25 protein-coding genes are annotated in these 25,468 nt (G+C 66.7%); 12 read left to right on the top strand and 13 right to left on the bottom strand.

The window, feature by feature from the left end; genetic code table 11:
- Position 1: 1 nt before the first annotated feature.
- On the bottom strand, positions 2-2,056 hold the full coding sequence (locus tag C560_RS0100435; protein ID WP_026536693.1) for a hydantoinase/oxoprolinase family protein: 2,055 nt from the start codon (positions 2,054-2,056) through the stop codon (positions 2-4).
- A 156-nt stretch (positions 2,057-2,212) separates the two neighbouring features.
- Between C560_RS0100435 and C560_RS0100430 the strand changes: the two genes are divergently transcribed.
- The 3 genes from C560_RS0100430 (at position 2,213) to C560_RS23530 (ending at position 4,729) form a co-directional block, all read left to right on the top strand.
- Positions 2,213-3,811, top strand: a complete 1,599-nt coding sequence (locus C560_RS0100430; RefSeq protein ID WP_026536692.1) for a helix-turn-helix domain-containing protein — start codon at positions 2,213-2,215, stop codon at positions 3,809-3,811.
- 145 nt (positions 3,812-3,956) lie between these two features.
- Positions 3,957-4,538 carry an AAA family ATPase gene (locus C560_RS0100425; RefSeq protein ID WP_026536691.1) on the top strand — a complete coding sequence of 194 codons (582 nt, stop codon included), beginning with the start codon at positions 3,957-3,959 and terminating at the stop codon, positions 4,536-4,538.
- Between the two features lie 53 nt (positions 4,539-4,591).
- Entirely contained in the window at positions 4,592-4,729 is a 138-nt protein-coding gene (locus C560_RS23530; RefSeq protein ID WP_176803199.1) for a hypothetical protein, read from the top strand.
- Here the strand turns inward: C560_RS23530 and C560_RS0100415 are convergent.
- Together C560_RS0100415 and C560_RS0100410 are read right to left on the bottom strand one after the other, a co-directional pair.
- A complete protein-coding gene (locus tag C560_RS0100415) occupies positions 4,719-4,985 on the bottom strand; it encodes a hypothetical protein (RefSeq protein ID WP_026536690.1) in 267 nt (88 codons plus the stop codon). The two genes, C560_RS23530 and C560_RS0100415, sit on opposite strands and share 11 nt — an antisense overlap.
- Before the next feature lie 207 nt (positions 4,986-5,192).
- The gene (locus tag C560_RS0100410; protein ID WP_043422218.1) at positions 5,193-5,540 is read right to left on the bottom strand and encodes a hypothetical protein; all 348 of its coding nucleotides are present in this window, start codon (positions 5,538-5,540) and stop codon (positions 5,193-5,195) included.
- A 212-nt stretch (positions 5,541-5,752) separates the two neighbouring features.
- Here C560_RS0100410 and C560_RS0100405 point away from each other — a divergent pair, with 212 nt between their 5' ends.
- From C560_RS0100405 to C560_RS0100395, 3 genes are all read left to right on the top strand, one after another.
- Positions 5,753-7,036, top strand: a complete 1,284-nt coding sequence (locus C560_RS0100405) for an SAM-dependent methyltransferase (protein WP_026536688.1) — start codon at positions 5,753-5,755, stop codon at positions 7,034-7,036.
- Positions 7,037-7,108: 72 nt separating this feature from the next.
- Positions 7,109-8,107, top strand: a complete 999-nt coding sequence (locus tag C560_RS0100400; RefSeq protein WP_026536687.1) for a pirin family protein — start codon at positions 7,109-7,111, stop codon at positions 8,105-8,107.
- 89 nt (positions 8,108-8,196) lie between these two features.
- The gene (locus tag C560_RS0100395) at positions 8,197-8,544 is read left to right on the top strand and encodes a GNAT family N-acetyltransferase (protein WP_026536686.1); all 348 of its coding nucleotides are present in this window, start codon (positions 8,197-8,199) and stop codon (positions 8,542-8,544) included.
- A 30-nt stretch (positions 8,545-8,574) separates the two neighbouring features.
- Here the strand turns inward: C560_RS0100395 and C560_RS0100390 are convergent, their stop codons facing one another.
- Together C560_RS0100390 and C560_RS0100385 are read right to left on the bottom strand one after the other, a co-directional pair.
- Positions 8,575-9,153, bottom strand: a complete 579-nt coding sequence (locus C560_RS0100390; protein ID WP_018772789.1) for a TMEM175 family protein — start codon at positions 9,151-9,153, stop codon at positions 8,575-8,577.
- Positions 9,154-9,265: 112 nt separating this feature from the next.
- Positions 9,266-9,595 carry a carboxymuconolactone decarboxylase family protein gene (locus C560_RS0100385; protein ID WP_026536685.1) on the bottom strand — a complete coding sequence of 110 codons (330 nt, stop codon included), beginning with the start codon at positions 9,593-9,595 and terminating at the stop codon, positions 9,266-9,268.
- Positions 9,596-9,911: 316 nt separating this feature from the next.
- Between C560_RS0100385 and C560_RS0100380 the strand changes: the two genes are divergently transcribed.
- Both C560_RS0100380 and C560_RS0100375 read left to right on the top strand, forming a co-directional pair.
- The gene (locus C560_RS0100380; protein WP_026536684.1) at positions 9,912-11,348 is read left to right on the top strand and encodes a DUF2252 domain-containing protein; all 1,437 of its coding nucleotides are present in this window, start codon (positions 9,912-9,914) and stop codon (positions 11,346-11,348) included.
- A 6-nt stretch (positions 11,349-11,354) separates the two neighbouring features.
- Positions 11,355-12,848: an FAD-dependent oxidoreductase gene (locus C560_RS0100375; protein WP_026536683.1), complete on the top strand. Its 1,494-nt coding sequence runs from the start codon at positions 11,355-11,357 to the stop codon at positions 12,846-12,848.
- On the opposite strand, the gene C560_RS20815 is transcribed toward C560_RS0100375, so the two are convergent.
- From C560_RS20815 to C560_RS23170, 3 genes are all read right to left on the bottom strand, one after another.
- Positions 12,845-13,588 (bottom strand): CDP-alcohol phosphatidyltransferase family protein, encoded by a 744-nt coding sequence (locus C560_RS20815; protein ID WP_197026071.1) that lies wholly within the window; start codon positions 13,586-13,588, stop codon positions 12,845-12,847. The two genes, C560_RS0100375 and C560_RS20815, sit on opposite strands and share 4 nt — an antisense overlap.
- A 261-nt stretch (positions 13,589-13,849) precedes the next feature.
- Complete coding sequence (locus C560_RS0100365; RefSeq protein WP_051532914.1) at positions 13,850-14,260, bottom strand: hypothetical protein; 411 nt, start codon at positions 14,258-14,260, stop codon at positions 13,850-13,852.
- A 44-nt stretch (positions 14,261-14,304) separates the two neighbouring features.
- Positions 14,305-14,514 (bottom strand): cupredoxin domain-containing protein, encoded by a 210-nt coding sequence (locus tag C560_RS23170; protein WP_155855688.1) that lies wholly within the window; start codon positions 14,512-14,514, stop codon positions 14,305-14,307.
- A 169-nt stretch (positions 14,515-14,683) separates the two neighbouring features.
- Between C560_RS23170 and C560_RS0100355 the strand changes: the two genes are divergently transcribed.
- Positions 14,684-15,631, top strand: a complete 948-nt coding sequence (locus C560_RS0100355) for a cation diffusion facilitator family transporter (RefSeq protein WP_026536681.1) — start codon at positions 14,684-14,686, stop codon at positions 15,629-15,631.
- Positions 15,632-15,665: 34 nt separating this feature from the next.
- Here C560_RS0100355 and C560_RS20810 read toward each other — a convergent pair whose 3' ends face one another.
- Both C560_RS20810 and C560_RS0100345 read right to left on the bottom strand, forming a co-directional pair.
- Positions 15,666-17,765: a putative bifunctional diguanylate cyclase/phosphodiesterase gene (locus tag C560_RS20810; RefSeq protein WP_043422216.1), complete on the bottom strand. Its 2,100-nt coding sequence runs from the start codon at positions 17,763-17,765 to the stop codon at positions 15,666-15,668.
- A 358-nt stretch (positions 17,766-18,123) separates the two neighbouring features.
- A complete protein-coding gene (locus C560_RS0100345; protein ID WP_018772798.1) occupies positions 18,124-18,426 on the bottom strand; it encodes a DUF4193 domain-containing protein in 303 nt (100 codons plus the stop codon).
- A 300-nt stretch (positions 18,427-18,726) separates the two neighbouring features.
- Here C560_RS0100345 and C560_RS0100340 point away from each other — a divergent pair, with 300 nt between their 5' ends.
- Positions 18,727-18,972 (top strand): hypothetical protein, encoded by a 246-nt coding sequence (locus tag C560_RS0100340; RefSeq protein ID WP_018772799.1) that lies wholly within the window; start codon positions 18,727-18,729, stop codon positions 18,970-18,972.
- Between the two features lie 98 nt (positions 18,973-19,070).
- Positions 19,071-19,781, top strand: a complete 711-nt coding sequence (locus tag C560_RS20805) for a response regulator transcription factor (RefSeq protein WP_043422215.1) — start codon at positions 19,071-19,073, stop codon at positions 19,779-19,781.
- On the opposite strand, the gene C560_RS0100330 is transcribed toward C560_RS20805, so the two are convergent.
- The 3 genes from C560_RS0100330 to C560_RS22525 all read right to left on the bottom strand — a co-directional run bounded on the left by C560_RS0100330 (position 19,729) and on the right by C560_RS22525 (position 24,079).
- Positions 19,729-21,144: a sensor histidine kinase gene (locus C560_RS0100330; RefSeq protein WP_043422214.1), complete on the bottom strand. Its 1,416-nt coding sequence runs from the start codon at positions 21,142-21,144 to the stop codon at positions 19,729-19,731. The genes C560_RS20805 and C560_RS0100330 overlap by 53 nt on opposite strands.
- Before the next feature lie 366 nt (positions 21,145-21,510).
- Positions 21,511-23,436, bottom strand: a complete 1,926-nt coding sequence (locus C560_RS0100325) for an alpha-amylase family protein (RefSeq protein ID WP_026536679.1) — start codon at positions 23,434-23,436, stop codon at positions 21,511-21,513.
- A 139-nt stretch (positions 23,437-23,575) separates the two neighbouring features.
- Positions 23,576-24,079: an HtaA domain-containing protein gene (locus C560_RS22525; protein ID WP_051532913.1), complete on the bottom strand. Its 504-nt coding sequence runs from the start codon at positions 24,077-24,079 to the stop codon at positions 23,576-23,578.
- 183 nt (positions 24,080-24,262) lie between these two features.
- On the opposite strand from C560_RS22525, the gene C560_RS0100315 reads away from it, so the two are divergent.
- Positions 24,263-25,246 (top strand): S1C family serine protease, encoded by a 984-nt coding sequence (locus C560_RS0100315; RefSeq protein WP_051532912.1) that lies wholly within the window; start codon positions 24,263-24,265, stop codon positions 25,244-25,246.
- Positions 25,247-25,468 lie beyond the last annotated feature (222 nt).

Below are 25,468 nucleotides of genomic sequence, written 5' to 3'. Positions count from 1 at the left end.
GTTAGGCTTCCTGCTCGTCTTTGAACTCGGTGAGGTGGATCCGGATGTTGAGCCACTCGTCGATCTCGGCGGTGGTGCGCGGGGGCACGACGGTCGTGGAGTCAAGCTGGTCGATGATGGCGGGGCCCTCGAAGGTCGCGCCGGCGCCGAGCTTGGTGCGGTCGTAGACGGGCGTATCAACCCAGCCGTCGTTGCCGAAGTACACCGGCCGGACCGAATCGGGCTCGCCGGGCTCGGAGACCCATTCCGTCGCCGGGGCGAAGGAGGGCTTGGGTGTCTTGCCGATGGCGGACAGCTGCAGCTGGTAGATCTCCACGGGCTGGTCGTCCTGGCGGAAAGCAAACTCGCGTTCGTGCTGCTGGTGGAAGCTCTGGATGGCGTCTTCCAGAGCGCCGGCACCGGTTCCCATATTCACGGCCAGCGAACGCCATTGTCCCTGGTAGCGCATGGAGATGATCCGCTGCAGGATCGAATTCTCCTCGGACACGCCTTCGTGGCGCAGCCGGGCCGTGGCTTCCGTTTCGAGGGACCTGTACTTGCTCTCCAGGTCTTCCGGATCGGCGTCGGCGGCAACGGCCGTATACATCGCGGACAGGTCGTGCCTGATGTCCACCAGGAGGCAGCCCAGCGCGGACGTGACGCCGGGGCTGGGCGGTACGACGACGGTGGGAATGTTCAGTTCCCTGGCCACCTCTGCGCCGTGCAGGGCGCCGGCGCCGCCGAAGGCGATCAGCGCGAAGTCACGGGGATCGTAGCCGCGGCGGATAGAGATCAGGCGGACGGCGTCGGCCATGTTGGCGTTCGCGACCTGGAGGATGGCGTGGGCCGCCTCCGCTTCGTTCATGTCCAGCGGTTCAGCGATGACACGCTTGATTGCGGTTTGGGAGAGTCCGCGGTCCAGCGTCTTCGCGCCGCCGGCCAGGGTGGATCCGAGCCTGTTCAGGACAACGTTGGCGTCACAGTTGGTCGGTTCTTCGCCGCCCATGTCGTAGCAGGCGGGTCCCGGATCGGCACCCGCGGACTGCGGGCCGTTGCGAAGCGAACCGGCAATGTCAATGTGCGCAATCGAGCCGCCGCCGGCACCGATCGTGAGGACCTCGATACTGGGGAAGACGATCGGGTGGCCGTATTCCACCTGCCATTCCTTGGTGATGCGGAGCTCACCGTCGGAGACCAGGGCAATGTCCGTAGACGTGCCGCCCATGTCCAGGCTCACGGCGTTTTCGAAGCCGCACTGCTGGGCGATGTGCTTTGCAGCGATGGCTCCGGCCGCGATGCCGGATGCCGCGAGGCGCACCGGGTACCGCTTGACCATGCGGGGGGTCATGGAGCCGCCGCCGGAGTGCAGGAGCAGCAGGTCGCCGTCGTAGCCGCCGCTTTTGAGCTCATCGGCGAGGCGGCTGACGTAGCCGGACACCAGGGGGCCCAGTACGGCGTTGGAGACGGCGGTGTTGAAGCGGTCGTGCTCGAAGATTTCGGGCAGGATCTCGGACGAGGTGGAAACTGTTGCCTCCGGAAGCTCCTCTTCCAGGATTTTGCGCATCTGGATTTCGTGCTCGGCGTTGGCGTAGGAGTTGATGAAGCAGACGGCGATGGTGGTGACGCCGCGCTTGCGGAGCACCGCGGCCAGGCGGCGGGCTTCCCCTTCGTCCAGGGGAGTGACGATGCTGCCGGCGTAGTCAGTACGCTCGGTCACCTCGAACCTGTCCCGTCGGCGGATGTAGGGGCCGCTTACGTCGTTGTAGGCGTCCCAAAGGTCATCCTTCGTACCGTCCCGGATCTCGATGACGTCCCTGAACCCCTTGGTCGTGACCATGGCTGCGGGGGGAAAGTTGCGGGTGATGAGGGCGTTCGTTGCCACCGTGGTGCCGTGGGAGAAGAGCGACACGTCCTCGAGGTTGATCTCGGCGCGTTCCACGCCGCTCAATATCGCCAACATGGGGTCAGCAGGTGTGGACGGGACCTTCGTGACACGCATGCGATGGGTTTCTTCGTCGAAAATACAAACGTCAGTAAACGTACCCCCGACGTCGACGGCGACTCTAAGGTTGGACATCTAAGTTCCTCCAGGATGCTGATTGGGTACCAACAACTTTCCCTGTGACGTGGGTCTCTGTCACTGGAGGAACTAAAATTATGGAGCAGGGACCTTTGTCAGATTTACAATCGGTCGTCCGCCAAGGCCTCCCTTCCCCTGCAGCCAGGAGGAACAATGCCCGACCGGACCCCGGTCACTCTTCACGACGTCGTATCCGAAGCGCCGTTGGGCCTGACCCCTCTCGTTCCGGGCAACCCGGCTGCCATCGTATTGGGAGCCCACACAAGTGACATCCACAATCCGGCTGCGTGGCTCGAACCGAACACCGTCCTGCTGACCACGGGGCTGAGGTTTGTCAATGCCGAACGGGATGAACTGCTGCCCGTGAAACTCGTCGAAGATCTGCGGAAAGCGCGCGTGGCGGCCCTCTTCTTCGGTGTTGGAGTCTACTTTGACCAAGTCCCCGCCAAGCTGGTCGCGGCCTGCAAACAAGCCGGTTTCCCGCTGTATACCGTGGCGCACGATGTTCCCTTCCACCGCATAGAGAACTTCATCAACCAGTCGCAGGCATCTCCCGATGCGTACGTGCAGAAGCGGGCACTCTGGATAAGCAACGACCTGCTGCAGAGCATTTCCGCTGAGAACCCCGTCCACGCGCTCATCGTCAGACTCGCCATGGCATGCCGGGGCACAGCGGTGCTTTACGAAAATTCCGGACGAATCGTCGAGTCCTCCGGGGGAGGCCCGACCCACCTGATCTGGAAAGAGTTGCGTGATGGCAATAACGCGTCCGGGACCATCGTGATAGGGCAGTGGGGGGTCATGGCGCGGCCACTGGTGCTTCGCGGCGAGGGCTTCACCCTGGCCGTGGCCAGCCGGAACCACCGCGTGCTGAAGGATCTCGGAGACGTACTGCTCGAAACGGCGCAGCGGCTCCTGGCCGCAGTTAATGGGATCGCCCGGTTTTCGGATTCAAGAGAGCGGCACGAAAACACGCTGTTGCTGACCATGCTGCAAGACGGTGTGCCCTTGGCCCGCGAGTTCAGGCACTGGGAGCGGATGCGCGCCTTCCGGTTCACGCCGTACGAGCCCCTGCGTGCCGTGGTCGCGGCAAGTCCGGCCGAGGAGCCGGTGGACCCGTCCTTTACCGAACTCCTTTTGCGAGGGGCCGAAGCCAGTGGTCTGGGGCTCTTGCTGGCAGAGAACGGGCGAACGCCCGAAAACCCGCCGGGCTTCCATGCGGTGGTTTCGAACTCATCGGCTCTGGATGCCTGGCTGGAGCTGACGGCCGGGTCTGTTTTCGTCGGCCTGTCTGAACCCTATTCCGATCTTGCAAGGACGCCCGAGGCATTCCGGGAAGCAGAGGCAGCAGCCGGAATTGCCCGCCGGCAAATCCAGGCCGCAGCGGCCACCGCCTCCGGAACGTATCGGGGCATCGTCCGCCTGGATGAGGTGGACCCCGCCACATGGCTCCTGGCACGTCGGCAGTCTGCGCCGGCCAAGGACAAGCTCAACAGGTTTGTTGAGACCCTCAACGTCGACAGCGACCTGAAGGAGACGGTCATCTGCTACCTGGTGAACGACCTGGACGTCGCGAAGGTTGCCAGTGTGTTGTTTGTGCACCCGAACACTGTCCGCTACCGCTTGAAGAAGGTTGAAACCTTGATAGGCGGGTCACTGTCGAGCGCACGCATAATCGCCAACCTCTACCTGGCTTTTCACGACGACATAGATGCCTTGAGCCAGGCCAGGGACGAATCGCCAGAGTCATAGAACGAGGCCGCCGGTTCCTCCCATAGCGGCGGGGATCACCTGTTTGACGGGGACGATTCAGCCGTCCCTGCCGTTGGTAACAGTAGGGGAAGCCGCCGGATTGCGTCGCGGGGCCCGAACACCGCCACTACCAGAAGGAGCCGGATTGCTGATTGTCTTGACGGGAATTGACGGGTCGGGAAAAACAACCGCCGCGCAGGCAACGGTTGCAGCCGCGCACCGGGCAGGAAAGAAGGCGCTCCTGCTCCGGAACTACGCCGGACGGCGCAGGATGTCGCTGCTGGGCGCACAGTTCGGCATACAGCTTCATCCGCGGCTGGCGGATGCCGTAGAGACAGCCATCCGCACCGCGAACGTGGTGGTTTCCCACGCCAGGGCGCACAGGCATCCGGGCCTGGTCATCATGGACCGCCACCTGCACTGCCAGTTGGCGCTGCGCCAGGCGCGGGGCCTTCCCCGGGGCCGGCTTCTGCCCTTCCTCCTGACGAAGTTTCCCCAACCTGATGTGGTGCTCCACCTCGTGATCGACCCGGAACAGGCGCATCGAAGAGTCTTGGCACGCGGCACGGACACGGAAACGCTCGAAGAGCTCACCTCGTTGCGGGCCGCTTACCGATCGCTGCCCGAATACGCGCACTTCACCGAGCTGGCTGCGTCGGGGACCCCGGAGGAAGTGCTCTCAGAACTGGCGCTCGCCATCGCCGATGCCGGCAGGCGGCAATGCTAGGGTGCTGACGGCCGCCGGCCCATCCACGGCCGGGCCCGCCTCGAATTACCGGCATGAGCAAGTCGGAAAAGAAGAACCTGCGGTATTGCGACTACTACTGCTTCATGTCGCTGAAGGACTTCGCAGCCTGGGTCGACGCCGACGACGACCGGGAACCCGCCATGTCCTACGCCGCGCCCCCTACCAGGTAAGTTCCTGGGCCTTTATTTCGTAGTGGCCGTCACGCTGGGTGAACGTGGCCCGGTATCCGCGTTTGACCCCGTTAACCACCATCTGGCAATCCGTATGCGTGTTGACCTTGATATCCGGGAAGTTCTTGCACTCCACTTCGGAAATCGTGACGCCGGGGTCCGTGGGTTTGGCGCGTGCCTTGATCCGCTCGGCCAGAACCTTGCCGCTGGTCTGCGGATCGAAGACCACCACCGACGGCGGGGCCGTCGCCGTCACGGTGGTTGTGGGGCCCGGTATGGCCTGGGGAGCAGCGCATCCTGTCATCAGGAGCGCCGCGCCCAGGCTTGGTGCGCATGCAGTTCTGAATAAGTTCATCGCCGATCAAGTCCATCCGACGCCCGACACAGGACTGCCCGAGACCCAGGCCGCCAGACCCCACGATGCCCTGACGGGCTTGGGGAATTCTTGGCCCGCAGCCCGGTGCTAGCGGTGGGAATGGACTGTGCGAAGTATGCCGCGGATCGAAATGCCGACGGCGCACACCAGAGGGGCCAGCGCCACAAGAACCACCACGGTGTTGGGCCGGAACGTCATGCCGCCCGAAGGACCCTTGGCATAGACGCCCAGGGGCAAGACGAAGCCGCCGCCCCCGCCTCCACTTCCGCCGCCGCCGGGCTGGCCGTCTTCCGGGCTGCTGCCCCCGCCGAAGCCGAAAGACACCACCGCTACCGGGACGACCTCTTCTCCTGCGATGTTCACGGCGGGCCCGTAGGCCCGTGACACACCGACATTCTTGAACGTGTCCACGAGGGATGAGAAAGACTCAGACATAGGACACACCATAGGCAACAGCACCCCCAAGCGCCAGAGCCAGCCGCCGCCGCTGCTCTGGGAAGGGGCGGCGTGCAGGGAAGGGGGAAGGGGCGGGCAAAGGAATCGGGACCACGGCTCTGGTTGCCGGGCGTGTAATGCCCTTAGATTTGGAACTGGCGGGGCTCAGCCCGCAGCACCGGAGACGAGGCACTGGAAATGGGGCACTGGACATGACGGCATCCACGAATGCGGCTTCACGGCTGGCCGACGCACTGGCGATCATCCTTGGCACCGACGGGATCCCCCTGCGGCTGAAGGCCTGGGACGGCTCGGAAGCGGGCCCGGAAGACGCCCCCGTCGTCGTTTTCCGATCCCGGCGGGCGCTTCGACGGATGCTGTGGTCCCCAGGGCAGCTTGGCCTGAGCCGGGCCTACGTGGCCGGCGATATCGAGGCACCCGGCGACATCTTCGCCGCCTTCGCGGCCCTCAGTGCGGCGGGAAAGTTCGCCGAGCCCGGCCCGTTCCGGCCGCCGACACCCGGCGAAGTGTTCGCGCTGGTCAAAACTGCCGTCCGGCTCGGCGCGCTGGGAACGAACCCGGCTCCGCCGCCGGAGGAAGCGCGCGTGAGCCGGCACGGCCGGCGGCATTCCAAGGGACGCGACGCCGCGGCCATCTCGCACCACTACGACGTCGGGAACGACTTTTACGCCCTCGTCCTGGGCCCATCCATGGTCTACTCGTGCGCGGTCTGGGAGTCGGACGAGACCGGGCTTGACGCTGCCCAGACAGCCAAGCTCGATCTGGTCTGCCGCAAGTTGGGGCTCCAGCCGGGCATGCGCATGCTGGACGTGGGATGCGGCTGGGGCAGCCTCGCACTGCACGCCGCGCAACACTACGGGGCCGACGTCGTCGGGGTGACGCTCTCGGTCGAACAGGCGGCCCTGGCCCGCAAGCGGGCGGCGGACGCCGGACTCACGGACCGGGTGGACATCCGGGTGCAGGACTACCGCGACGTGGACGACGGGCCGTTCGACGCGATCAGCTCCATCGGCATGTCAGAGCATGTAGGACGCGAGCAGATCCAGCACTATTCCTCCCACCTGCAGGGCCTGCTCCGGCCGGGAGGACGGCTGCTCAACCACGCGATCTCCTGGAATGCCGGCGCGACCCCGCCGGACCCGGACTCCTTCATTCCCCGCTATGTCTTCCCGGACGGCGAGATGCTCAGCCTTTCGGAGATGGTCGCGGCACTCGAAGCGGCGGGCCTGGAGGTCCTGGACGTTGAGGCGTTGCGGCGCCACTACGCCCTGACGCTCCGGGCCTGGGTGCGGAACCTGGAGGAGCACTGGGACGAGGCCGTGCGCTTCGCCGGGCTCGGAAGGGCCCGGGTATGGCGGCTCTACATGGCCGCGAGCGCACTCGGCTTCGAGGCCGGCATCACGGGCGTGAACCAGGTCCTGGTCCAGCGCCCGGGCGGCGCGGAACCCCCCTTGCGCCGTTCGGCCTGGAACTGAGGCCCGGTCCTTGCGGGTTGAGGCCGTCTGCCGGAGGCTGACCCGCGGCCCGCGCGAAGCTAGGCTGTCATCATGAGCAATACCGAAGTCGCGCCCCAGGAAATCCTCTGCGAAACGGACGGGCCCTGCGCCGGCGTCGAACTCCTGGTTCCGCGGCAGGTTCCGCTGGGCGGCCCGCGCGCGATGGATGTGCGGCGCACCCTTCCGCAGCGCCAGCGCAGCCTCATTGGGGCGTGGTGCTTCCTGGACCATTATGGCCCGGACCAGGTCGGGGATTCCGGCGGCATGAAAGTCCCGCGCCACCCGCACACCGGGCTTCAAACCGTCAGCTGGCTGTTCACAGGCGAGATCGAACACCAGGACTCGGCCGGCTTTCACGCAGCCGTACGGCCCGGCGAAGTGAACCTGATGACCGCCGGCCGCGGCATCAGCCACTCGGAATTTTCCACACCGGACACAACCGTCCTGCACGGCGCGCAGCTGTGGGTGGCGCTGCCGGACACGACACGCCACATGGCGCCCACCTTTGAGCACTACCGTCCCGAGCCGGTCAGCGGACGCGGCTGGACCATTCGCGTCTTCCTCGGCGCGCTCTCCGGTTCCGTCTCGCCCGTCACAACCCACACACCCCTGCTGGGTGCCGAAATCCTGCTCGACGCGGGGACGGAACTGACGCTCGAAACAGACGCGTCCTTCGAACACGGCCTGCTGGTGGACTCGGGCACCCTGGCCGTGGACGGGCAGCCGGTCCCGAAGGACAACCTCGCGTACCTGCCCGTCGGCCACGGGTCCCTGACCCTTGTCGCGGGCAGCGACGGAGCCCGCGTTCTCCTGATCGGTGGAGAGCCGCTGGGCGAAAAAATTGTGATGTGGTGGAACTTCGTCGGCCGCAGCCATGAGGAGATCGTCGCGTACAGGGCCCAGTGGCAGTCCGAGATCGGCGCGGACGCCGGCACTGAGGACGCCGCCGGGGGAGCACCTGACCTGCGGTTCGGCCCGTTTCCGCCCGGCGGGCCCGCCGCTCTCCCGGCCCCTACCCTGCCGAATGCCCGTATTCGGCCACGCGGCTGACCTGTCCAATCCGGAAAGCCCCGCCCCCGCCAGCCCTGCTGCCATAAGCCCGATCGCCGGGCCAATCCGGCCCGCTCAAGGAGAACGTAGTGACCACGATTGCCATCAGTGACAACCCGCAGCGCAGCCGTTTCGAAGTGCTCGACGCCGGCACCGTGATCGGCCAGGCCGCTTACGTGGACGATGTTGGGGCGGGCCAGCGGATTTTCTACCACACGGAGATCAACGAGGAATATGGCGGCCGTGGGCTGGCCGGGGTGCTGGCCGCACAGGCACTCGATGAGACTATCGCCGCGGGCCTGACGATCGTTCCGGTGTGTCCCTACATCAAGAAGTACCTCGGCAACCACGCCGGCTACGCGGCTCATGTGGTAAAGCCAATTCCGGCGCATCTGCGGTTCCTGAGCGACTCGCTGGCTCAGCGCGTCCGGCAGTAGCCGCCCCGAGACTTACGTGCGCCTCTGGACTCACGTGTGCGCTATGAACCGCTCAACCCGCCGGTCCGGGATGAGCCAGATCGCGGCGACCACCGTATAGGCAGCGATCCCCAGGAGCGGGTTCACCAGGCTGAGCCCCATCCCGGCGATGTAGAGCGCGGGCGATCCCTTGCCCTTCCAGTCCTGCCCCATGGCCTGGTCCAGCGCGCCGCCGCGTCCCTGCTGGCGGATCAGGGTTGTTTTCAGGATGTAATAGGCGATGGCGGCGAGCAGCAGGTTCAGCCCGTAGACGAGGACGGGGACCTCCGCCAGGCCCGTGTCATTCATCCACCGGGTGGTGAAGGGGATGAGGGAGAGCCAGAACAGCAAATGCAGGTTTGCCCAGAGCACCCCGCCGTTGATCCGTCCGGCCAGATGCAGCATGTGGTGGTGGTTGTTCCAGTAGATCCCGACGTAGATGAAGCTCAGCAGGTAGCTGAGCAGCGTTGGAAGTTCGTGGAGCAGCGCCGGCCAGGTCGGTTCGGCGGGGACGTGAAGCTCCAGCACCATGATGGTGATCACGATCGCCAGTACGCCGTCGCTGAAGGCTTCCAGCCGGTTCTTGTTCATGGGCCGCCTTTAGTCAGGGCATCGTGGCAGATGCAGCGAGGAACTGCCAACGCCGTGACGTGCGGTTCGTAGGAAACGGTACCGTCAAGTGTGTCTTTCGGCGAGGAGGGGCTCAGCCTTCGGCCTCTGCTTCGAGTTCTGCCTCCGCCATTTCGAGGGCAAAGCCCAGCGCCTGGACGAGGTTCGTGGTCGCAGCCACGACACGGGGAGTGCCGACAATGGGTGCAACGGCGATCAGGACGCCCCGGACGTCCTCCAGGGTGATGCCAACGTCCACTGCGGTTCCGGCGTTGAGCAGGTAGGAGGCGCCAGGAGCGTCGACGGCCGCGAGCGCCGCAATCCGGACCAGCATCAGCTCGCGGGGTTCGAGCGTGGAGCGTTCGAGCGACACGGCGGTGATGTCGGCGAGGGCGGCGAGGACGGGAGCTTCTTCTTCGGCCATGGTTCTGTCTCCATCTGGTTTGCGGTGTTGATTGCCGAGTTGGCGAAGAGCGAGGATTACCCCACTCGTCTTGCAACGTAACCCGGCACGGTGACGGCAGGCATCACCCGAACGGGATGAACCGCTGGCCAGCCATCAGGCTGCGCTACGAACCGGCATTCAGTGTCCGCAAGACTTCACCAACGCGTTGACGATTGTCCGCGCCGGGGCCAGAATCGCATTAGTTCGACCCAAGGCGCGTCCGCGCGCTCAGCAGGACTGACCCAGGCAACGAGTGCCGATGGCGGTTCCTGACATCAAAGGGAGGTCGCCGATCATGGCTGAGACCAAAGTCAAGCATCCAAGCGTCGAGGAACGTAAGTCGAAGGGCAAGAAATACCGGGATAAAGCGCCGGTCTCAAGCCACACAGAGTGGAAACCCGCGTCCGACCGTCCCGATCCGGTGGCACTGCTCGAGGAACAGAACCGCACCCGGGAACCGGACCTCGTGCCGGTGCGTCATGGCCGGATGCTGGTCTCGCCGTTCACGTTCTACCGCGGGGCCGCCAAGATCATGGCCGCCGACCTGAAGGACACGCCGCGGGCCGGCCTGAAGTCCCAGCTCTGCGGAGACGCCCACCTGTCCAACTTCGGAGTGTTCGCCTCGCCAGAGCGGACCCTGCTGTTCGACCTCAACGACTTCGACGAGACCCTTCCCGGACCATTCGAATACGACGTTAAACGCATGGCGGCGAGCTTCACCATCGCGGCCCGCAACAACGGATACACCCAGGAAGAAACGCGCGAGGTGACACTCAGGGCGGTTCGGGCGTACCGGGAGGCGATGGCTGAGTTCGCGCAGATGGGGACCCTGGACATCTGGTACGCCCGACTCTCCGAGGAACAGCTGTTGGGGACCATCGACCTGGCCGTGGCATCCCAAAAGGGCAAAGCCCAAAAGAAGGCGGCCCAGGGCATGGAAAAGACGGCGCGGCAAAACGTCGCAAAGGCGCACACCCGGGACAGCCTGCAGGCACTGTCCAAGCTCGCCGAGCGCGTCGACGGGAAGTACCGAATTGTCAGTCAACCACCCATCGTCATTCCCGTCCGGGAACTGGCAGATACGTACGGTATGTCTGGCGACGAGGTTGAGAACGCGGTTCGCGAGCAGCTCCGGTCGTACCGGGCCACGCTGCCGGATGACCGACGCCACCTGCTGGAGAGATTCGAAATCATAGACGTCGCCCGCAAGGTCGTGGGCGTCGGCAGCGTCGGCACCCGGGCCTTCATCGTCCTGCTCCAGGGACGCGATCAACAGGACCCCTTGTTCCTCCAGGTCAAGGAGGCCACCAGGTCGGTGCTCGAGGACCACCTGCCGAAGAGCAAGTTCAAGCAGCCGGGCGAGCGCGTGGTGCGGGGGCAGCGGATGATGCAGGCCGCGAGCGACATCTTCCTGGGGTGGACCAAAGGCGTGCAGGACAACCGGTACCTCTATTGGCGCCAACTGCGTGACATGAAGGGCTCAGCGGTTGTGGAAGGGATGAAGCCGCTCGGCATGAACTTCTATGCCGATGCCTGCGGCTGGACGCTGGCGCGGGCACACGCCCGGTCCGGCGACCCGATCGCGATCGCGTCGTACCTCGGCAAGAGCGACAAGTTCGACCGCTCCATCACCGATTTTTCCGAGCGATACGCCGACCAGAACGAAAAGGACTACCAGGCCTTCGCCGATGCGGTTCGCTCGGGACGGCTGGAAGCCGTTGAAGGCCTCTGATCGCGGATGCCCGAAGGACGGCAGGTTTCGCTCTGGATCGCCACATCCGGGACCACCCGCTATCCGTCCCTGGACGCGGATCTTGAGGTCGACGTCGCCGTCGTCGGGGGAGGGATTGCCGGTTTGACGGCGGCGCTGGCCCTCAAACGTGCCGGCAACACCGTCGCGGTCCTGGAAGCAGCGCGCATCGGCACCGGCGTCACCGGGCATACCACCGGCAAGGTCACCTCCCTGCACCGGCTGGCCTACACCGAACTCGCGGACCGGCACGGACCGGACGTCGCCGGCACGTACGGGCAGGCCAACCAGGCCGCCATCGAGCACATTGCGCGTGTCGTGGCGGAGGAGGGCATCGACTGCGACTTCCGCAGGGTGTCCAATTACACTTACGCAGAATCCGCTGACGCCCTCGCCCGGGTCCGCGACGAGGCGGCCCTGGCCGAACGGCTCGGCCTGCCAGCCGTCTTTACTTCTGACGTGCCGCTGCCGTTCGGTGCCCGGGGCGCGGTCCGGTTCGACGACCAGGCGCAGCTTCACGCGGTGAAGTACCTCCAAGGCCTCGCCCGCGCAGTGGACGGGAATGGAAGCCACGTACTGGAGGACTCGCGCGTCACCTCGGTCCGCGACGGGGTGCCCGCCGTCGTCGGGACCGGCAGTGGCACCGTCCGGGCGCGCGAGGTGATCGTTGCCACCAACGTCCCCCTTGGCGACGCCGGCCTGTTTGCCGAACGCTGCTACCTGCACCGCTCCTACCTCGTTGCCAGCCTGGCACCTGCCGTGCCCCTGGACGGGACCTTCATCAGCGTCGATGAGCCGATGCGCTCCATCCTGGCGATCGACATTGAGGGTTCCCGTTTCGTTCTCACGGGCGGCGAGGGGCACCGGGCCGCCGAAATCAGCGATGCCGCCGCCCGGTACCGCCGCCTAGCGGCCTTCTCCCGGGAACGCCTCGGCACCGGGGAGCCCAGCTTCAGATGGTCCACGCAGGACACCATGCCCGTCGACGGGTTGCCGTACGCCGGGACTTTGACTCCGACGGCGGCGCACCTTCATGTGATCACCGGCCTGCGCAAATGGGGCCTGACCAACGGCACCGCCGCCGCCCTGATCCTGGCCGACACCCTGTCGGGCCGTCACAACCCCTGGGCGGCGGTATTCGACACCAACCGCTCTTCCGCCGGCCAGACCGGCGGGGCGCGGCAGCAACCGGACCAACCGCCGCAACCCCAGCTGCCGGACCAACCGACCGTCGACGGGCTCCGGCCCGGCGAAGGCACCGTCGCGGAGATCGACGGCGAAATGACTGCCGTCTACGCTAACGCTGACGGGGACCTGCTCGCAGTCTCGGCCATCTGCACCCATCTGGGCTGCACGGTCGCGTTCAACGCGGACGATTCGACGTGGGACTGCCCCTGCCACGGCTCGCGGTTTGCCGCCGACGGCGCCGTCATCCAGGGCCCGGCGACGATGAACCTGGCGCCGAGACCTGCGCCGCTTTAGGTCCCCGCCGGCGTGCCGGCGCGCGGGGTGGGGGAGCCGGCGGCGGAAGCGCGGCTTGCCCGGAGCCGTTCGAGCCCGACCACGTCCCGCCCGAATGAAAACGCCAGCAGCCCCAGCGCAGGACCGAGCACCATGGCACCGAGCGGCGGAGGCACGCCCGGCAGCAGGGCGAACAGCAGGGCCGCGGGCTGGGTGGCTCCGATGACCCTGCGGACAGTGTTGGGCGGTAGCGGGTTCTTCAGGGACGGACGGAACCAGGCTGCTGCCAGGAACGCGTAGTACATCAGGCCGATTCCCAGGGGCCACAGGCCGAATTTTCCGGCCGCCGCGCAGGACAGCACCAGAACCAGGGCGGCATCCGTATCCGTATCCAGACGTGAACCCTCGGCCGTGGCAGAACCCGTGAACCGGGCCACCCGGCCATCCACGGCATCGAGCAGGAACGCGGCTGTGCCGAGGACCACCACCAGAGGGCTTGGTCCGGCTTCGGCGCCGACGGTCAAGCCGGCCACCGTTTCGCCGGCACAGCAGGCCACGATGCCTGCCCGGCCGAGGGTAACGCGGTCCGCGGGGGTGGAAAACCGGGGTTTCCGTCGCAGGACGGAGCCGGCGGCCCGGGTGATCACCGCGGCCCCCGCCAGCAGGGCCAGGAGCCAGGGACCAGGATCCGTGAGGACCGCGGTGCCGAGCCAGGCCCAGGCCACAAGATAGGCGCCGACGGCGGCGCCGGCATCCGCCACGGCACGCCGGGCCGATCCCGGCCCGGAGTGCCCTGCCGCAGGGGGCGCGGAGCCTGCCGGCGGGTCTGCAGGCCGGCTTCTGGGCCGGTTTGCCGCTCCTGTGCCTGTAGACACCGTGTCCTTTGGTTTCGGGTCCCCTTGTTTCGTGCGGTCTTGTTTCGTGCCGTCTTGTTTCGTGCCGTCTTGTTTCGTGCCCTGTACAAACGACTTCAGCCTGAACCACCCCGCCCACATGCCAGCAAGTCCGCGGCCCGGCTCTGGTCAGTGCTTGGACCGGGTGCCCTGCCGGTCCGTCCGCCGTCCGGCCCGGACGAAACCGATGGCCGCCAGGACAGCGCCGGCGCCTTCGGCCACGGCGCTGACGGACTTCTCGAAGAACCAGATGGGCTCGTACATGGCCGGGAAAGGCCCGAACGCGGGAATATTCACATAACGGTACGCCACCACGGCCACGAAGGCGCTCATGGCGACGACGAACGCGACGGCGAAGGCCGCCCGGCTGCCGCGCAGCAGCACGTACAAACCGGCCAGCACGGCGGCAGCGGATTCCAGCAGGAACAGGTTGCCCTGGCCGATCCCCGCGGAGTTCCCCGCCTGGTAGCCCGGGGCCAGGTGGATGTGGACGGCGGCGTCAATGAACAGGGCAACGGCCGTGAGGATTCGCAGTGTCATGCCGGCGGTATGGACCCGCGCGGACCGTCCGGGGCTCTGGGCGCTCATTTGACCACCAGCGTCCCGTGCATGCCCGGATGAAAGGTGCAGTGATAGGTGTAGGATCCGGGCTTCGCAGGCGCGGTGCACGTGTCAGTGCCGCCGCCCTTGACCTCGGCATCGAACGCTGAGCTTTCGTCAGCCACGAAGCACCCGCCGGTCCCCAGCGAGACCGGGAGCACCCCCAGCGACGGCAGCTTCCGACGAGCATTCATTGCGCACCACCCCGAGCGGCTAGTGGAAACGAGCGGATGAACGTATTAGCTATATTGTGCGCCTGACCGGCACAAATGGAACCAGCCGGCGTCGAACGCCGGGCGGCGAGGGGCCGGGGAGATAGCGTAGTCACTGGCATGCATTCCGCAGCCGAGGGAGGGAAATTGCGTGAAGCGTGAGAAGTCCTGGTCCGCATCGCTCACAGTGCTCATTGCCTTTGCAGCGAACGTCCTCGTCGCGGCAGCCAAAACAGTGGCCGCGCTCATCTCTGGCTCGGCGTCCATGACTGCCGAGGCGGCCCACTCCTGGGCGGACACCGGCAACCAGGTCTTCCTGCTCATCGCCGAACGGAAAGCCGCGCGGAAACGGGACAGAGCCCACCCCATGGGCTACGGGCGCGAGGCCTACGTGTGGTCGATGATCGCCGCCTTTGGCCTGTTTACGGCCGGGGCGGTGGTGTCGGTGATGCACGGCATCCAGCAGCTGATCACTCCGGAACCGCCAGGTGACTATGCGATCGCCTACGTGGTGCTGACGGTCGCGTTCGTCCTTGAAGGCGTGTCCTTCATCCAGGCGTTCCGGCAAAACCGGAAAGCGGCGCGCGAGCTGGACCGGAACACCCTCGAACAGGTCCTCAAGGGCTCCGACCCCACCCTGCGGGCCGTCTTTGCCGAGGACGGGGCCGCGCTGATCGGCCTGCTCATCGCCTTCGCCGGGATATTCCTGCACCAGGTCACAGGATCCTCAGTGCCGGACGCAGTGGGGTCGATTCTGGTGGGCATCCTGCTGGCCGCGGTTGCTGTCGTGCTGATCGAGCGGAACCGGCGCTTCCTGGTGGGGCAAGCCGTGACCGGTGATATCGAGGCCACCATGGCCCGCCGGCTCCTCGAGCACCGTGAGATCGAGCGCATCACTTACCTGCATCTCGAATACGTCGGCCCGCGCAAACTTTACGTCGTGGCGGCGGTGGACATCCAGGGGGACCTGCGGGAACACGACGTCGCCGTGGCCTTACGCCGGGTTGAACGCGAACTTGAGGACCACGAAACCGTGGAGGAGGCCGTCCTGACACTCGCCACCGCAGACGAGCCCTCGTTGGATTTCCCCGCCGTTTGAGCAGGACGCCTCTTGGTCCGGTCCTTCGGCTGGCTCAGGCGCCCGTCGCCGCCGCGTCCATGCCGGCCGGTGGCTGCAGGCGCGCCCCGGAAGCCAGCAGCGCCACGAGAACCGGGGACGGGCTGGGACCGGCCAGCAGGAAGCCCTGCCCCATGTCACAGCCGAGCGAGCGCAGGAGATCCAGCTGCCCGGTGTGCTCGATGCCCTCGGCGATGACGGCCAGGTCCAGTTTCCTGGCCACTTCCAGGATGCCCTCGAGCATCGCCGCGGCCGGGGCGTCCCCGGGCAGCCCGGACAGGAAGGCGCGGTCGACCTTGAGAATGTCCGCGGGCAGCGCCGCGAGCGTGCTGAGCGAGGAGAAACCGGTCCCGAAGTCGTCGATTGCGATTCGGACGCCGAAGCTCTTCAGCCGGTTTAGCGCAGCCACCCCGCCGTCGGCGCTTGTGGCCAGGGCCGATTCGGTGACCTCGAGGATGACCTTGTCAGCCTGCGAAGCGGGGTGGGCCAGGATGCGCTCCAGGGCAGCCAGGTTCCGGTCGCTGGATAGCTGGAGGGTGGAGAGATTGACCGAGACCCAGAAGTCCTCGGCAGTTCCGGGGGACCGGCGCCAGCCGGCGACGTGACGGCTAGCGGTGTCCAGTACCCAGCAGCCGATGGGGCCAATCTCGCCGGTTTCCTCGGCCAAGGGGATGAAGTCGGCCGGTCCCAGCCGGCCCAGGGTCGGGTGCTCCCAGCGGACCAGCGCCTCCACTCCGGCGATTTCGCCGGTGCCAAGATTCACCACGGGCTGGTAGTCAAGGCGCAACTGCCCTGCCTGCACAGCCGTGGCGAGGTCCGCCCGGAGAGCAGCGCGGTACGTCATTTCGTCATAGCCCCGGGCATCGAAAAGCTGGTAGCGGCCCTTGCCGCCGTGCTTGGCCATATACATGGCGAAGTCTGCCTGCCGCATCAACTCGGCCGGATCTGCAGTGCCGTCGCTGCGCTGGGCGGCGCCCATGCTGACGGTTACCTTCAGCCGGACATCATCGATGCAGAACGGGTCCCGCATCGAGGCCTGGATGCGCCGTGCGACGTCGTCCGTCGCCGTGCCGCCGTCATCCATGACGACGATCGCGAATTCGTCGCCGCCCAGCCTGGCGACGAGGTCATGCCCGCGCACGCAGCCCCGCAGGCGTTGGGCCAGCTGAATGAGCAACGCGTCGCCGCCCTCATGGCCCAGCGAGTCGTTGACGTCTTTGAAGTCGTCGACGTCGATGATCAACAGGCCTTCACGCCCGTCCCAGTGCCCGGTGCCGGAGGCGTCCGGGCCCTTCGCTTGGGGGTCGAACACGGCGGCGAGGCGTTCGGTGAGGACCGCCCGGTTAGCCAATCCCGTGAGCGGGTCATGCGAGGCGCGGAAGGTCAGTTCCAGATGGTTGTCATGCACGGTGGCGGCCATGGAATTGAAGGCCTCGGCCAGCTGGCCCAGTTCGTCATTGCGGACAACGCTGATTCGGTGGCTGTAGTCACCGGACTGCAGCTTCACGACCCCGCGGTGCAGCTGCTCCACGGGGCGAATCAGGTACTTGCTCATCCGCCGGCGGAAGAAGAACACGCCGCAAGCGGCCAGCGCAAAGAGGGCCGTGCGGACGGTCGATACCGTCTGCTGGAGCTCGGTTCCATGAGCGACGCCGTCCTCCAGCGCGTCGAGCGAAGCGCGCCGGACGTCGGCGAGCAGTGCGCGGGCCTTCGCGCTGGATGCGGCGAACGCCGGTGCCTCCGCCACTCGGTTGCCGTGGACACTGGCCACCTGGCTTCCCCAGAGACTGTGCGCGGTCAGTCCCTCCTGCCATGCGGCCCGGGCCTCGCGGATTGTGGCCCGCATGCCGTACGCCTCCGGCAGGATCCCGGCCGCGGCATCGAACTGGGCGGAGACGTCCTCTTGTTGCCGCAAAAAGGCGGTCTGATCTACGGGTCCTGCGGACAACAGTTGGAGTCCGGCTTGTTCGTGGGTCTCGAGGCCGGTCCGAAGCTCGGCGACGGCTTCCGACTCGACGCGGTGTTGTGCAGCGGCGTGCTGCATCTGGTCCGTGACAAAACGGACGCCGACCAGGGTCACCGCGGCCCCGGCCAGCAGGGCTAGGAGCACGAGCATGAATGCCCTGGACCATTCCCGCTGCAGGCTCCCTGCGCGGGCGGGTTTGCCCGTGCGAGCACGTGGGCCTGGCGGTCCTTCAGCCGGCCTGGCCGCCCCGCCGTCGGATCGTTGTTCCGGGCCGTTGGCGTTGCTGGCAGCGCTCGACGGGGACGCAGCAGCAGGGTCCGCCAACCTGCTGTTGGATTTACGCATGATCAGCCTCCGGCCGTGTGCCGGCAATCGCCGCATCGTCAATCAGGAGCGTAGCCGAACCTGCCCCGGCCGGCCACGTCCGGCGGCTTCCTGACACTATTGTGAAGTATGTGACAGAAGTATATTCGACGGACGGCCCGGCGGGGAGCGCCTGCCGGGGGCTCTAGCTGAGGCAGTCTGCGCAGTACGCGTGGCCGGCCTTCTCCTTGGCGAGCTGGGACCGGTGCCGCACCAGGAAGCAGGAAAAGCAGGTGAACTCGTCCTCCTTTTGCGGGATGACCGTGACGGTCAGTTCCTCGCCGGACAGGTCTGCTCCCGGCAGTTCCACGCCTTCGGAGGTATCGGCCTCGTCGAGTTCACGGACAACGCTTCGGGCGTCAGGCGCATTCGCCGAACGGAGCGCCTCCAGGGAAGCGTTGCGGGATTCCGCGACGTCGGAGCGTACTTCGTCATAATCGGTTGCCACCTGGTGGTACTCATTTCAGTTGCTGGGCGTGTGTTCAGTGTCTGTCGGGATCCCACGGATCTCCGGATCTCCGGGATTGAACCGTACAGCATGACGCCGTGTAAATGCTGGGGACCGGGGGAGTCGCGGCAGTGACGCTCGTGACACCCGGAGGCGGCCGCCCGCGGCGCCGGCCTTCACGCCTTGTTCGCCACTGGTCACCGGGGCGTCATGTGCCGTTAATTTGCGTGCCCTAGCCTGATTCTTTAGGCACCATCCCACCTTGGGTACCATCCGCACCATCCGTCGGGAGGATTCACCATGGCCGATATTGCTGCAGTGCTGGGACGGCTCACGCAGGATGAACTCAATGAACTGCGCTCCTTGGGCCCCAGCGGTCACCTGACCCGGCGCCTGACCGACGCCATCGACCGCGCGGCCGGCGGCCCCGGAGCCGGGCGCGGCTACTACGTCGCCAACGGGAGCGTCAGCTCCACCGGAGGCCCGCACGTGGTCCTGCGCAGCGACGTTTCGGGCTGGCTGTTCGGCCCTCCCCAGCAGGCCTGACCGAACAGCGACGGGGCACCACCCTGCCACCGGACTCGCCAGGTTCCTTCCAGCCCGGCCCCGGAAGGGCCATACTGGCCCAAAGGGAGGGGGCCGGATTGCGGATTCTGATGGTGGAGGATGAGCACGCCCTGGCCGAGACAGTCCGCCGCGGACTGAAGAACGAGGGGTTCGTCGTTGACGTGGCCCACGACGGCGTGCGGGGACTGTCGGCGGCGCTGGAGAACGCGTACGATGCCATCCTTTTGGACCTCATGCTGCCGCGGATGAACGGCTACGACGTTTTGAAGGAACTGCGGCAACGCAAAGTGTGGACTCCGGTGCTGATGCTCACGGCCAAGGACGGCGAATACGACCAGACCGATGCCTTCGACCTGGGCGCTGACGACTACCTCACCAAACCGTTCAGCTTCCTGGTGCTCGTGGCCCGGATCAGGGCGCTGATCCGGCGCGGAGCGCCCGCCAGGCCTGTCATCATGACCCTTGGCACACTGTCCCTGGACCCGGTCAGCCACAGTGTGCGCCGCGGCGATACCCTCATCAGCCTCACGGCCAGGGAGTACGGGCTCCTGCATTATCTGATGCGCCGGCATGACCAGATCGTCTCCAAGGCGGAAATCCTGCAAAACGTCTGGGACCCGGCTTTCGAGGGCGCGAACAATGTGGTGGAGGTGTACATCGGCTACCTTCGGCGCAAGATCGATGTCCCGTTCGGGATTCACAGCCTGACCACCGTGCGCGGCATGGGCTACCTACTCAGCGCCGACCCGATCCCTGAACCCCGTGCCGCCGAGATTCCCGAGGCGTGACCTCCGCCGGCTCCACGGGTTCCGGAAGGGGTAATACGATCTCAAACCGGCAGTGACCCGCTGGTCCGTCCGTCGGGCGGATGCTCCCATGATGGGCGGCCACAATTCCCGCCGCGATGGCCAGGCCCAGTCCGCTGCCGCCGCCTTCCCGCGAACGGCTGCCATCGAGCCGGACAAATCGTTCGAAAATCCGTTCCCGGTCCGCCTCCGGAATGGGGTCGCCGTCGTTGTCGACCGTGATGATGACCCGGTCCCCGGCGGTGTGCAGGTTCACGGCGATCCGGGACAGGGCGTGGCGGTCGGCATTGTCCAGGACGTTGCGCAGGACCTGCGCCAGGCGGCGGGCGTCGCCGCGGATCCGTGCCGGAACGAGCTCCGCCGAGATCTGGTTCCGGCTGGTGGAGCGCAGCCGGCGGATCTCCTGGTCCAGCACGTCGTCAAGATCGACGTCCTTCTGCTCCACGCGCAGGCCGCCGTCGTTGGCTTTGGCCAGCGTCAGCAGGTCCTCCACGAGGAAGCTCATGCGGGACGTCTCCTCAGAGAGGACATCCTTCATCTGCAGCCACATCGCCCCGGTCGGGTCGGCCGCCGCTATCTCGATTCCGGCCCTCAGCGTGGCCAGCGGGCTGCGGAGCTCGTGGCTGGCGTCCGACACGAACCTGCGCTGTTCTGTGTCCGAGGCCTGCAGCCGGTCCAGCATGGTGTTCATGGTCAGCGCCAGGGCGTGGATTTCATCGTTGGTCGGCGGGACGTCGACGCGTCCATCCAGCCGCTCGGCGTTGATCCGGGCTACCTGGCCACGGATCCGCTCAACCTGGCGGAGAGATCGCCCCACCAGGAGCCACACGGACACGGCCACGGTGCCCAGCAGCAGCGGCGTGGCTCCGAGCATGAACCACGCGACGGTGGAAAGGGTGTCCGCCTGTATCTGTGCGGCTTGGGCCACCACCACCGTATAGCTGAGCGTGCCGGTCCGCGCTCCCACGGTGACGATGTGGTAGTCGTCGGTGTCCCCGATGCTTGGAAGGCTCGAGACGTCCTGGGTCATCGTCTGGCCCGGGCTGGGCCGCTGGGCTGACAATGGGGAGTTGGCGACCTCGGGGTCCGAGCTGGCCAGGACGTACCCTTCGGTATCCAGCACCTGAACGAACTGGCCCGCATGCGAGGTGTCCAAGATGTAGGCGCGGGCATCCTCGATGTCCATGTCCTCCATCTCGGCGATCACGTCCAGGGCCTTCTGCTGGGCTGCGGCGTCGCTCGACCTCGCCAGGGAGGCCTGCAGCAGGACGAGAAGGACGATGCCGCCGAGCAACAGCGCGACGGCTACGACGCCCACGGCGACCGCCGTCGAGCGCTTCCGCACGCCCCAACGAATCTCGCCCCTGCCGGGGCCGGATGGGACTCGTTTGCCCAGTGCCATGCTCCAAGAATGCGTCAATGCGTGGTCCGGGACAACCACCGCGGCCGCATTGCCGTCACCGCGCGCCCGGCCCCACCGGGAGAGGCTGCTCTCAGTCTCTTCTCAGCCGGATGCGGGACAGTGGAAATAGGCCGCAGAAGACCGGCCGCCGGCCGCCACGGGGCCGTTCGTCCACAGATTCCGGCCGCACGCTCTCCTCAACCAGTGTGCGGCCGGACACGACACCGGGCGAAGCGGCGCGGCGGCGGAACGGGCGCCCACAACAAGCCACTACCAGTCATCCACGCCGATGAGCCGCGGGCCAGCCCCTCAAGACCGGGGCGTCACCCTGAGCCAGAGGAACTGCTGGGCGTCCAGGACCAGTCCCGCGTCGAGGCGCAGGTGGGCGCCGGTCAGGATGTTGACGGCGCCCGTCGCGAAGCCGGAGAGCGTCACCGCCGCTACTTCCTGAGGGCCGTCGCTGAAGTTGGCCAGGGCGAGGACCAGCGTTCCATTTCCCGGACGCTGGTACCCCAGGACGCCCGGGTTGTTCGTGTCGAACCCGACCAGCCGGGTCCCGGCCAGCTCCGGAGTTGCTGACCGTACGGACACCAGCCGGCGCAGTCCGGCAAAGACGGCCCCGGCGGGGGTTTCCGGCTCCGCACGCCGTGCGTAGCCTGCAGCCGGGTAGTGCGGCCGGTGCACCCAGCGGCTGTCCGTTTCGTGGCCATCCTCGGCGGCGTACGCGTAGTCGTTGAACTGGCCCACCTCGTCACCGAGGTACAGCAGCGGGATGCCCCCGGTGCTGAAGGTCACCGAGTGGGCCAGCAGGATCCGGTTCACCGCCGCAACTGCTCCGCCCTCCAGCCCGCAGAGCGACGCCGTTGTGCCGGAAATCCGGCAGTCGCCGGTGTGCGGGTTGTCCTGAAAAGGCACGCCGCGGGCGAAGCTGCCGGGGAAACGGTTGACGTAGAAGGAATTGAGGAACCGTCGGTGTTCGAAGGCATTGATGCCAAGCTCGGCGGCGTCCTCATCCGCAAACGTCCAGCCGATGTCGTCGTGGCTGCGGACATAGTTCACCCAGGCCGTGCCGTCCGGGATATTGTGGCGCCGCTCCAGGGCCTGGGAGAGCAGCGAAACGTCGCGGGTGGCCAACGCCTCCCAGATCAGCGCCATCTGCAGCGGGTTGTAGGAGAGCTGGCACTCGGCGGGGTCGATGTAGCGGGCCACTTCATCGGGGTGGACGATCGCCTCGGACTTGAACAGCAGTGACGGCGCCGCCAGCCGGCACACGGCATTGAAGGCCTGCAGCAGGGTGTGGGCCTCGGGCAGGTTTTCACAGGGCGTGCCGAGCTGTTTCCAAATGAAGGCGACGGCGTCCATCCGGAGAATGTCCACGCCCTGGTTGGCCAGGTACAGCATCTCGCCGGCCATGGCCCGGAAGACGTCCGGGTTGGCGTAGTTCAGGTCCCACTGGAAGGTGTGGAACGTGGTCCAGACCCACCGTCCGTCCGGCAAATCGACAAACGAGCCGCGGTGGTCGTCGGGGAAGATTTCGCGCACGGTTTGCTCGAACGCGTCCGGCATGGACCGGTCCGGGAAGATCCAGTAGTAGTCGCTGTAGGCCGGCTCGCCCGCGGCCGCCTTCCGGGCCCATTCGTGTTCGTCGGAGGTGTGGTTGAAGATGAAATCGACGACGAGGCTGATGCCGTTCGCCCGCAGTTCGGCGGCGAGGTCACGCAGCTGCTGCATGGTGCCCAGCCTGGGGTTGACGTCGCGGTAGCTGGAGACGGCGTAGCCGCCGTCGGAGTGCGGTTCGGGGGCCAGGAACAGCGGCATCAGGTGCAGATACGTCAGGCCGAGTTCCTTGAAGTAGGGGATCCGGGCGCGGACACCTTCGAGGTCCTCGGCGTATCTGTCGACATAGCAAACGCCGCCGAGCATGGTGTTGGACTGGAACCAGCCGCTGTTGTGTTCGCGTTCGGCGTCGAGGCCCTTGAGCGCGGCAGGCCTCTCGGCCCAGGAGCGGGCTGACTCCATCACAAGGTCCGTCAGCTGGTCCAGCCAATCGTGCCGTGCGCCGTAGAGATCGTGAAACAACCGGAACAGGACCGGGAAATGGCGGTCGAAGCGCTCTTCGAAGACGGCCCGGTCCGGGCCGTCCCACCCGATTCCCGTGCCCGCCGCCAGGGCCCGGAGCACATGCCGGCGGACCCCGCTGTCTGCGCCGTCAGCTAGAAGGGCGGGTTCAACCATGGAGCGTCTCCTTTGACCAGTTTCAGTCCTCGACGGCGCCAGGACAGTTCACATCCTTGCAGACGGACGGACAGGTGCCCAGCACGGCGGCCGTGGTCGGCGAGGAAGGCAGCCGACCGCCGGTGCCGCCCTACCCCGGTTACACCGGTACCCGGATGACGAGGGGGTCCATCGCCTGGCCGTCGGCGTACTGGCCGTCGAACAGTTCCGAACCGGCCTGGGATATCGCCACCTCGACGCGCTCCCAGACGAGGAACCCTTCCATGTTGCGGGGCGCGGCAGTACGCAGGGTGCCGACATCCAAGCGGTCCATCCCGCCGCCGTCGCCCGTGCTGATGGACAGGACCCCGTGCCCGGCCGCCAACTCGACCCATGGATCCAGGAGCCGGACGAACATCATTCCGTGGTGTCCGGCGACCCGGACGTCGCCGCGGAACCGCAGCACGCCGGTGCCGCTGGCGGGATCGTACTCGGAGCCGGCGGGGGCGAAACAGAACTCCCCGGACGCGGTGACCGTGGCGCCGTCGGCCGCGGAAACGGCACCGTCCGGGAGTCCGGAAATGTAGTCCAAAAAGCTGCGTTTGATGCCCCAGGTCAGACCCGGCAGGGGCAGCGGGGCGGGGGAAGCGGACGCTGGTGTCACGTAGGTTCTCCTGGCTGTCGGGCGGATCTATGTCCGAGCCTAGCCGCGGATCCGCGCCGGGCTGAACTGTTGCATCCGCGCCGCTTCATCCGGCGTATTTCTCTGACGGCGTAGGCCCGCCAGGACTACTCCCGGGGCGGCGGTGGTTGACTTGGATGAGTACCGGTTAGCAGGAGGTGCACCGTGGCCGCGTCCATCAGCAGGGTATCCGGATCCGATGTGTCCGGAGATCCGCTGGATTCCTATTCCGCAACGGTCATCCGCGTGGCCGAGGCTGTTACCCAGCACGTCGCAGCCCTCGAAATGACCGGCAACGGGCGCAACGGCAGGCTGAGGGTCGGTGCGGGTTCGGCCGTGCTGTTCACCACGGACGGTTATCTGCTGACGAACGCCCACGTGGTGGGCGGCGCCCAGTCGGGCCAGGCAGTCTTCGCCGACGGCACCAGCACGGCTGTGGACGTGGTGGGCGCCGACCCGCTCTCCGATCTTGCCGTGGTCCACGGCCGGGCACCGACTGCGGCGCCGGCCGAACTGGGCGACGCCGAGTCCCTCCGGGTCGGCCAGCTGGTCATCGCCGTGGGCAACCCGCTTGGGCTCGCCGGCTCCGTCACCGCCGGGGTGGTCAGCGGGCTGGGCCGTTCGATCCCCGTCTGGTCCGGACGGAGCCGGCGCGTGATCGAGGACGTCATCCAGACCGACGCGGCCCTCAATCCCGGCAGTTCCGGCGGGGCGCTGGCAGACGCCCGCGGGCGGATCGTCGGCATCAATACGGCCGTGGCAGGCGTTGGACTTGGCCTGGCCGTTCCCATCAACGCCACGTCCCGGCGGATCATCGCTTCGCTGCTCAAGGACGGCCGCGTCCGCCGGGCCTACCTGGGCCTGGTCAATACACCGATCCAGTTGCAGCCGAGCGCCGTCGTCCGGACGGGCCGCAGGGAGGGCCTGCTCGTGGTCGAAGTCCTCCCTGATTCGCCCGCCGAGCGGGCCGGGCTCCGGGCCGGCGACATCCTCCTGAAGGTCGGGCAGATGTATGTGTCGAACGCCGAGAGCCTGCAGAAGCTGCTGTTCGCAGAGGCCATCGGGGAGCCGCTGGACCTTGCCGTGCTCCGGGACGGCGGGGACCTGCGCCTGGTGGCGGTGCCCGCCGAGATGACCGACAACCAGTAGGAAAACCGGCCCGGACCGGCGGTTCCACGGGCTGGAACTCGCCCGCCCGGGGGCCCAAATCTTGACCCGGAGAACTACTTGGGTCCATGTGCGGGCCGCCCCCGGAATTACTTGGTTGGCGCCGCAATCACCTGCCCTCCGCCCCGCGCGCTTACTCGACGGTACTGACGCCTGTACGTGTCTTTCTTTGGGCGAAAGATCGGGTAGCGGCATACCTTGTTG

The sequence above is a fragment of the Arthrobacter sp. 9MFCol3.1 genome, assembly GCF_000620385.1.
Lineage (GTDB): Bacteria > Actinomycetota > Actinomycetes > Actinomycetales > Micrococcaceae > Arthrobacter.
This window is presented reverse-complemented; position numbering and strand designations above follow the sequence as displayed.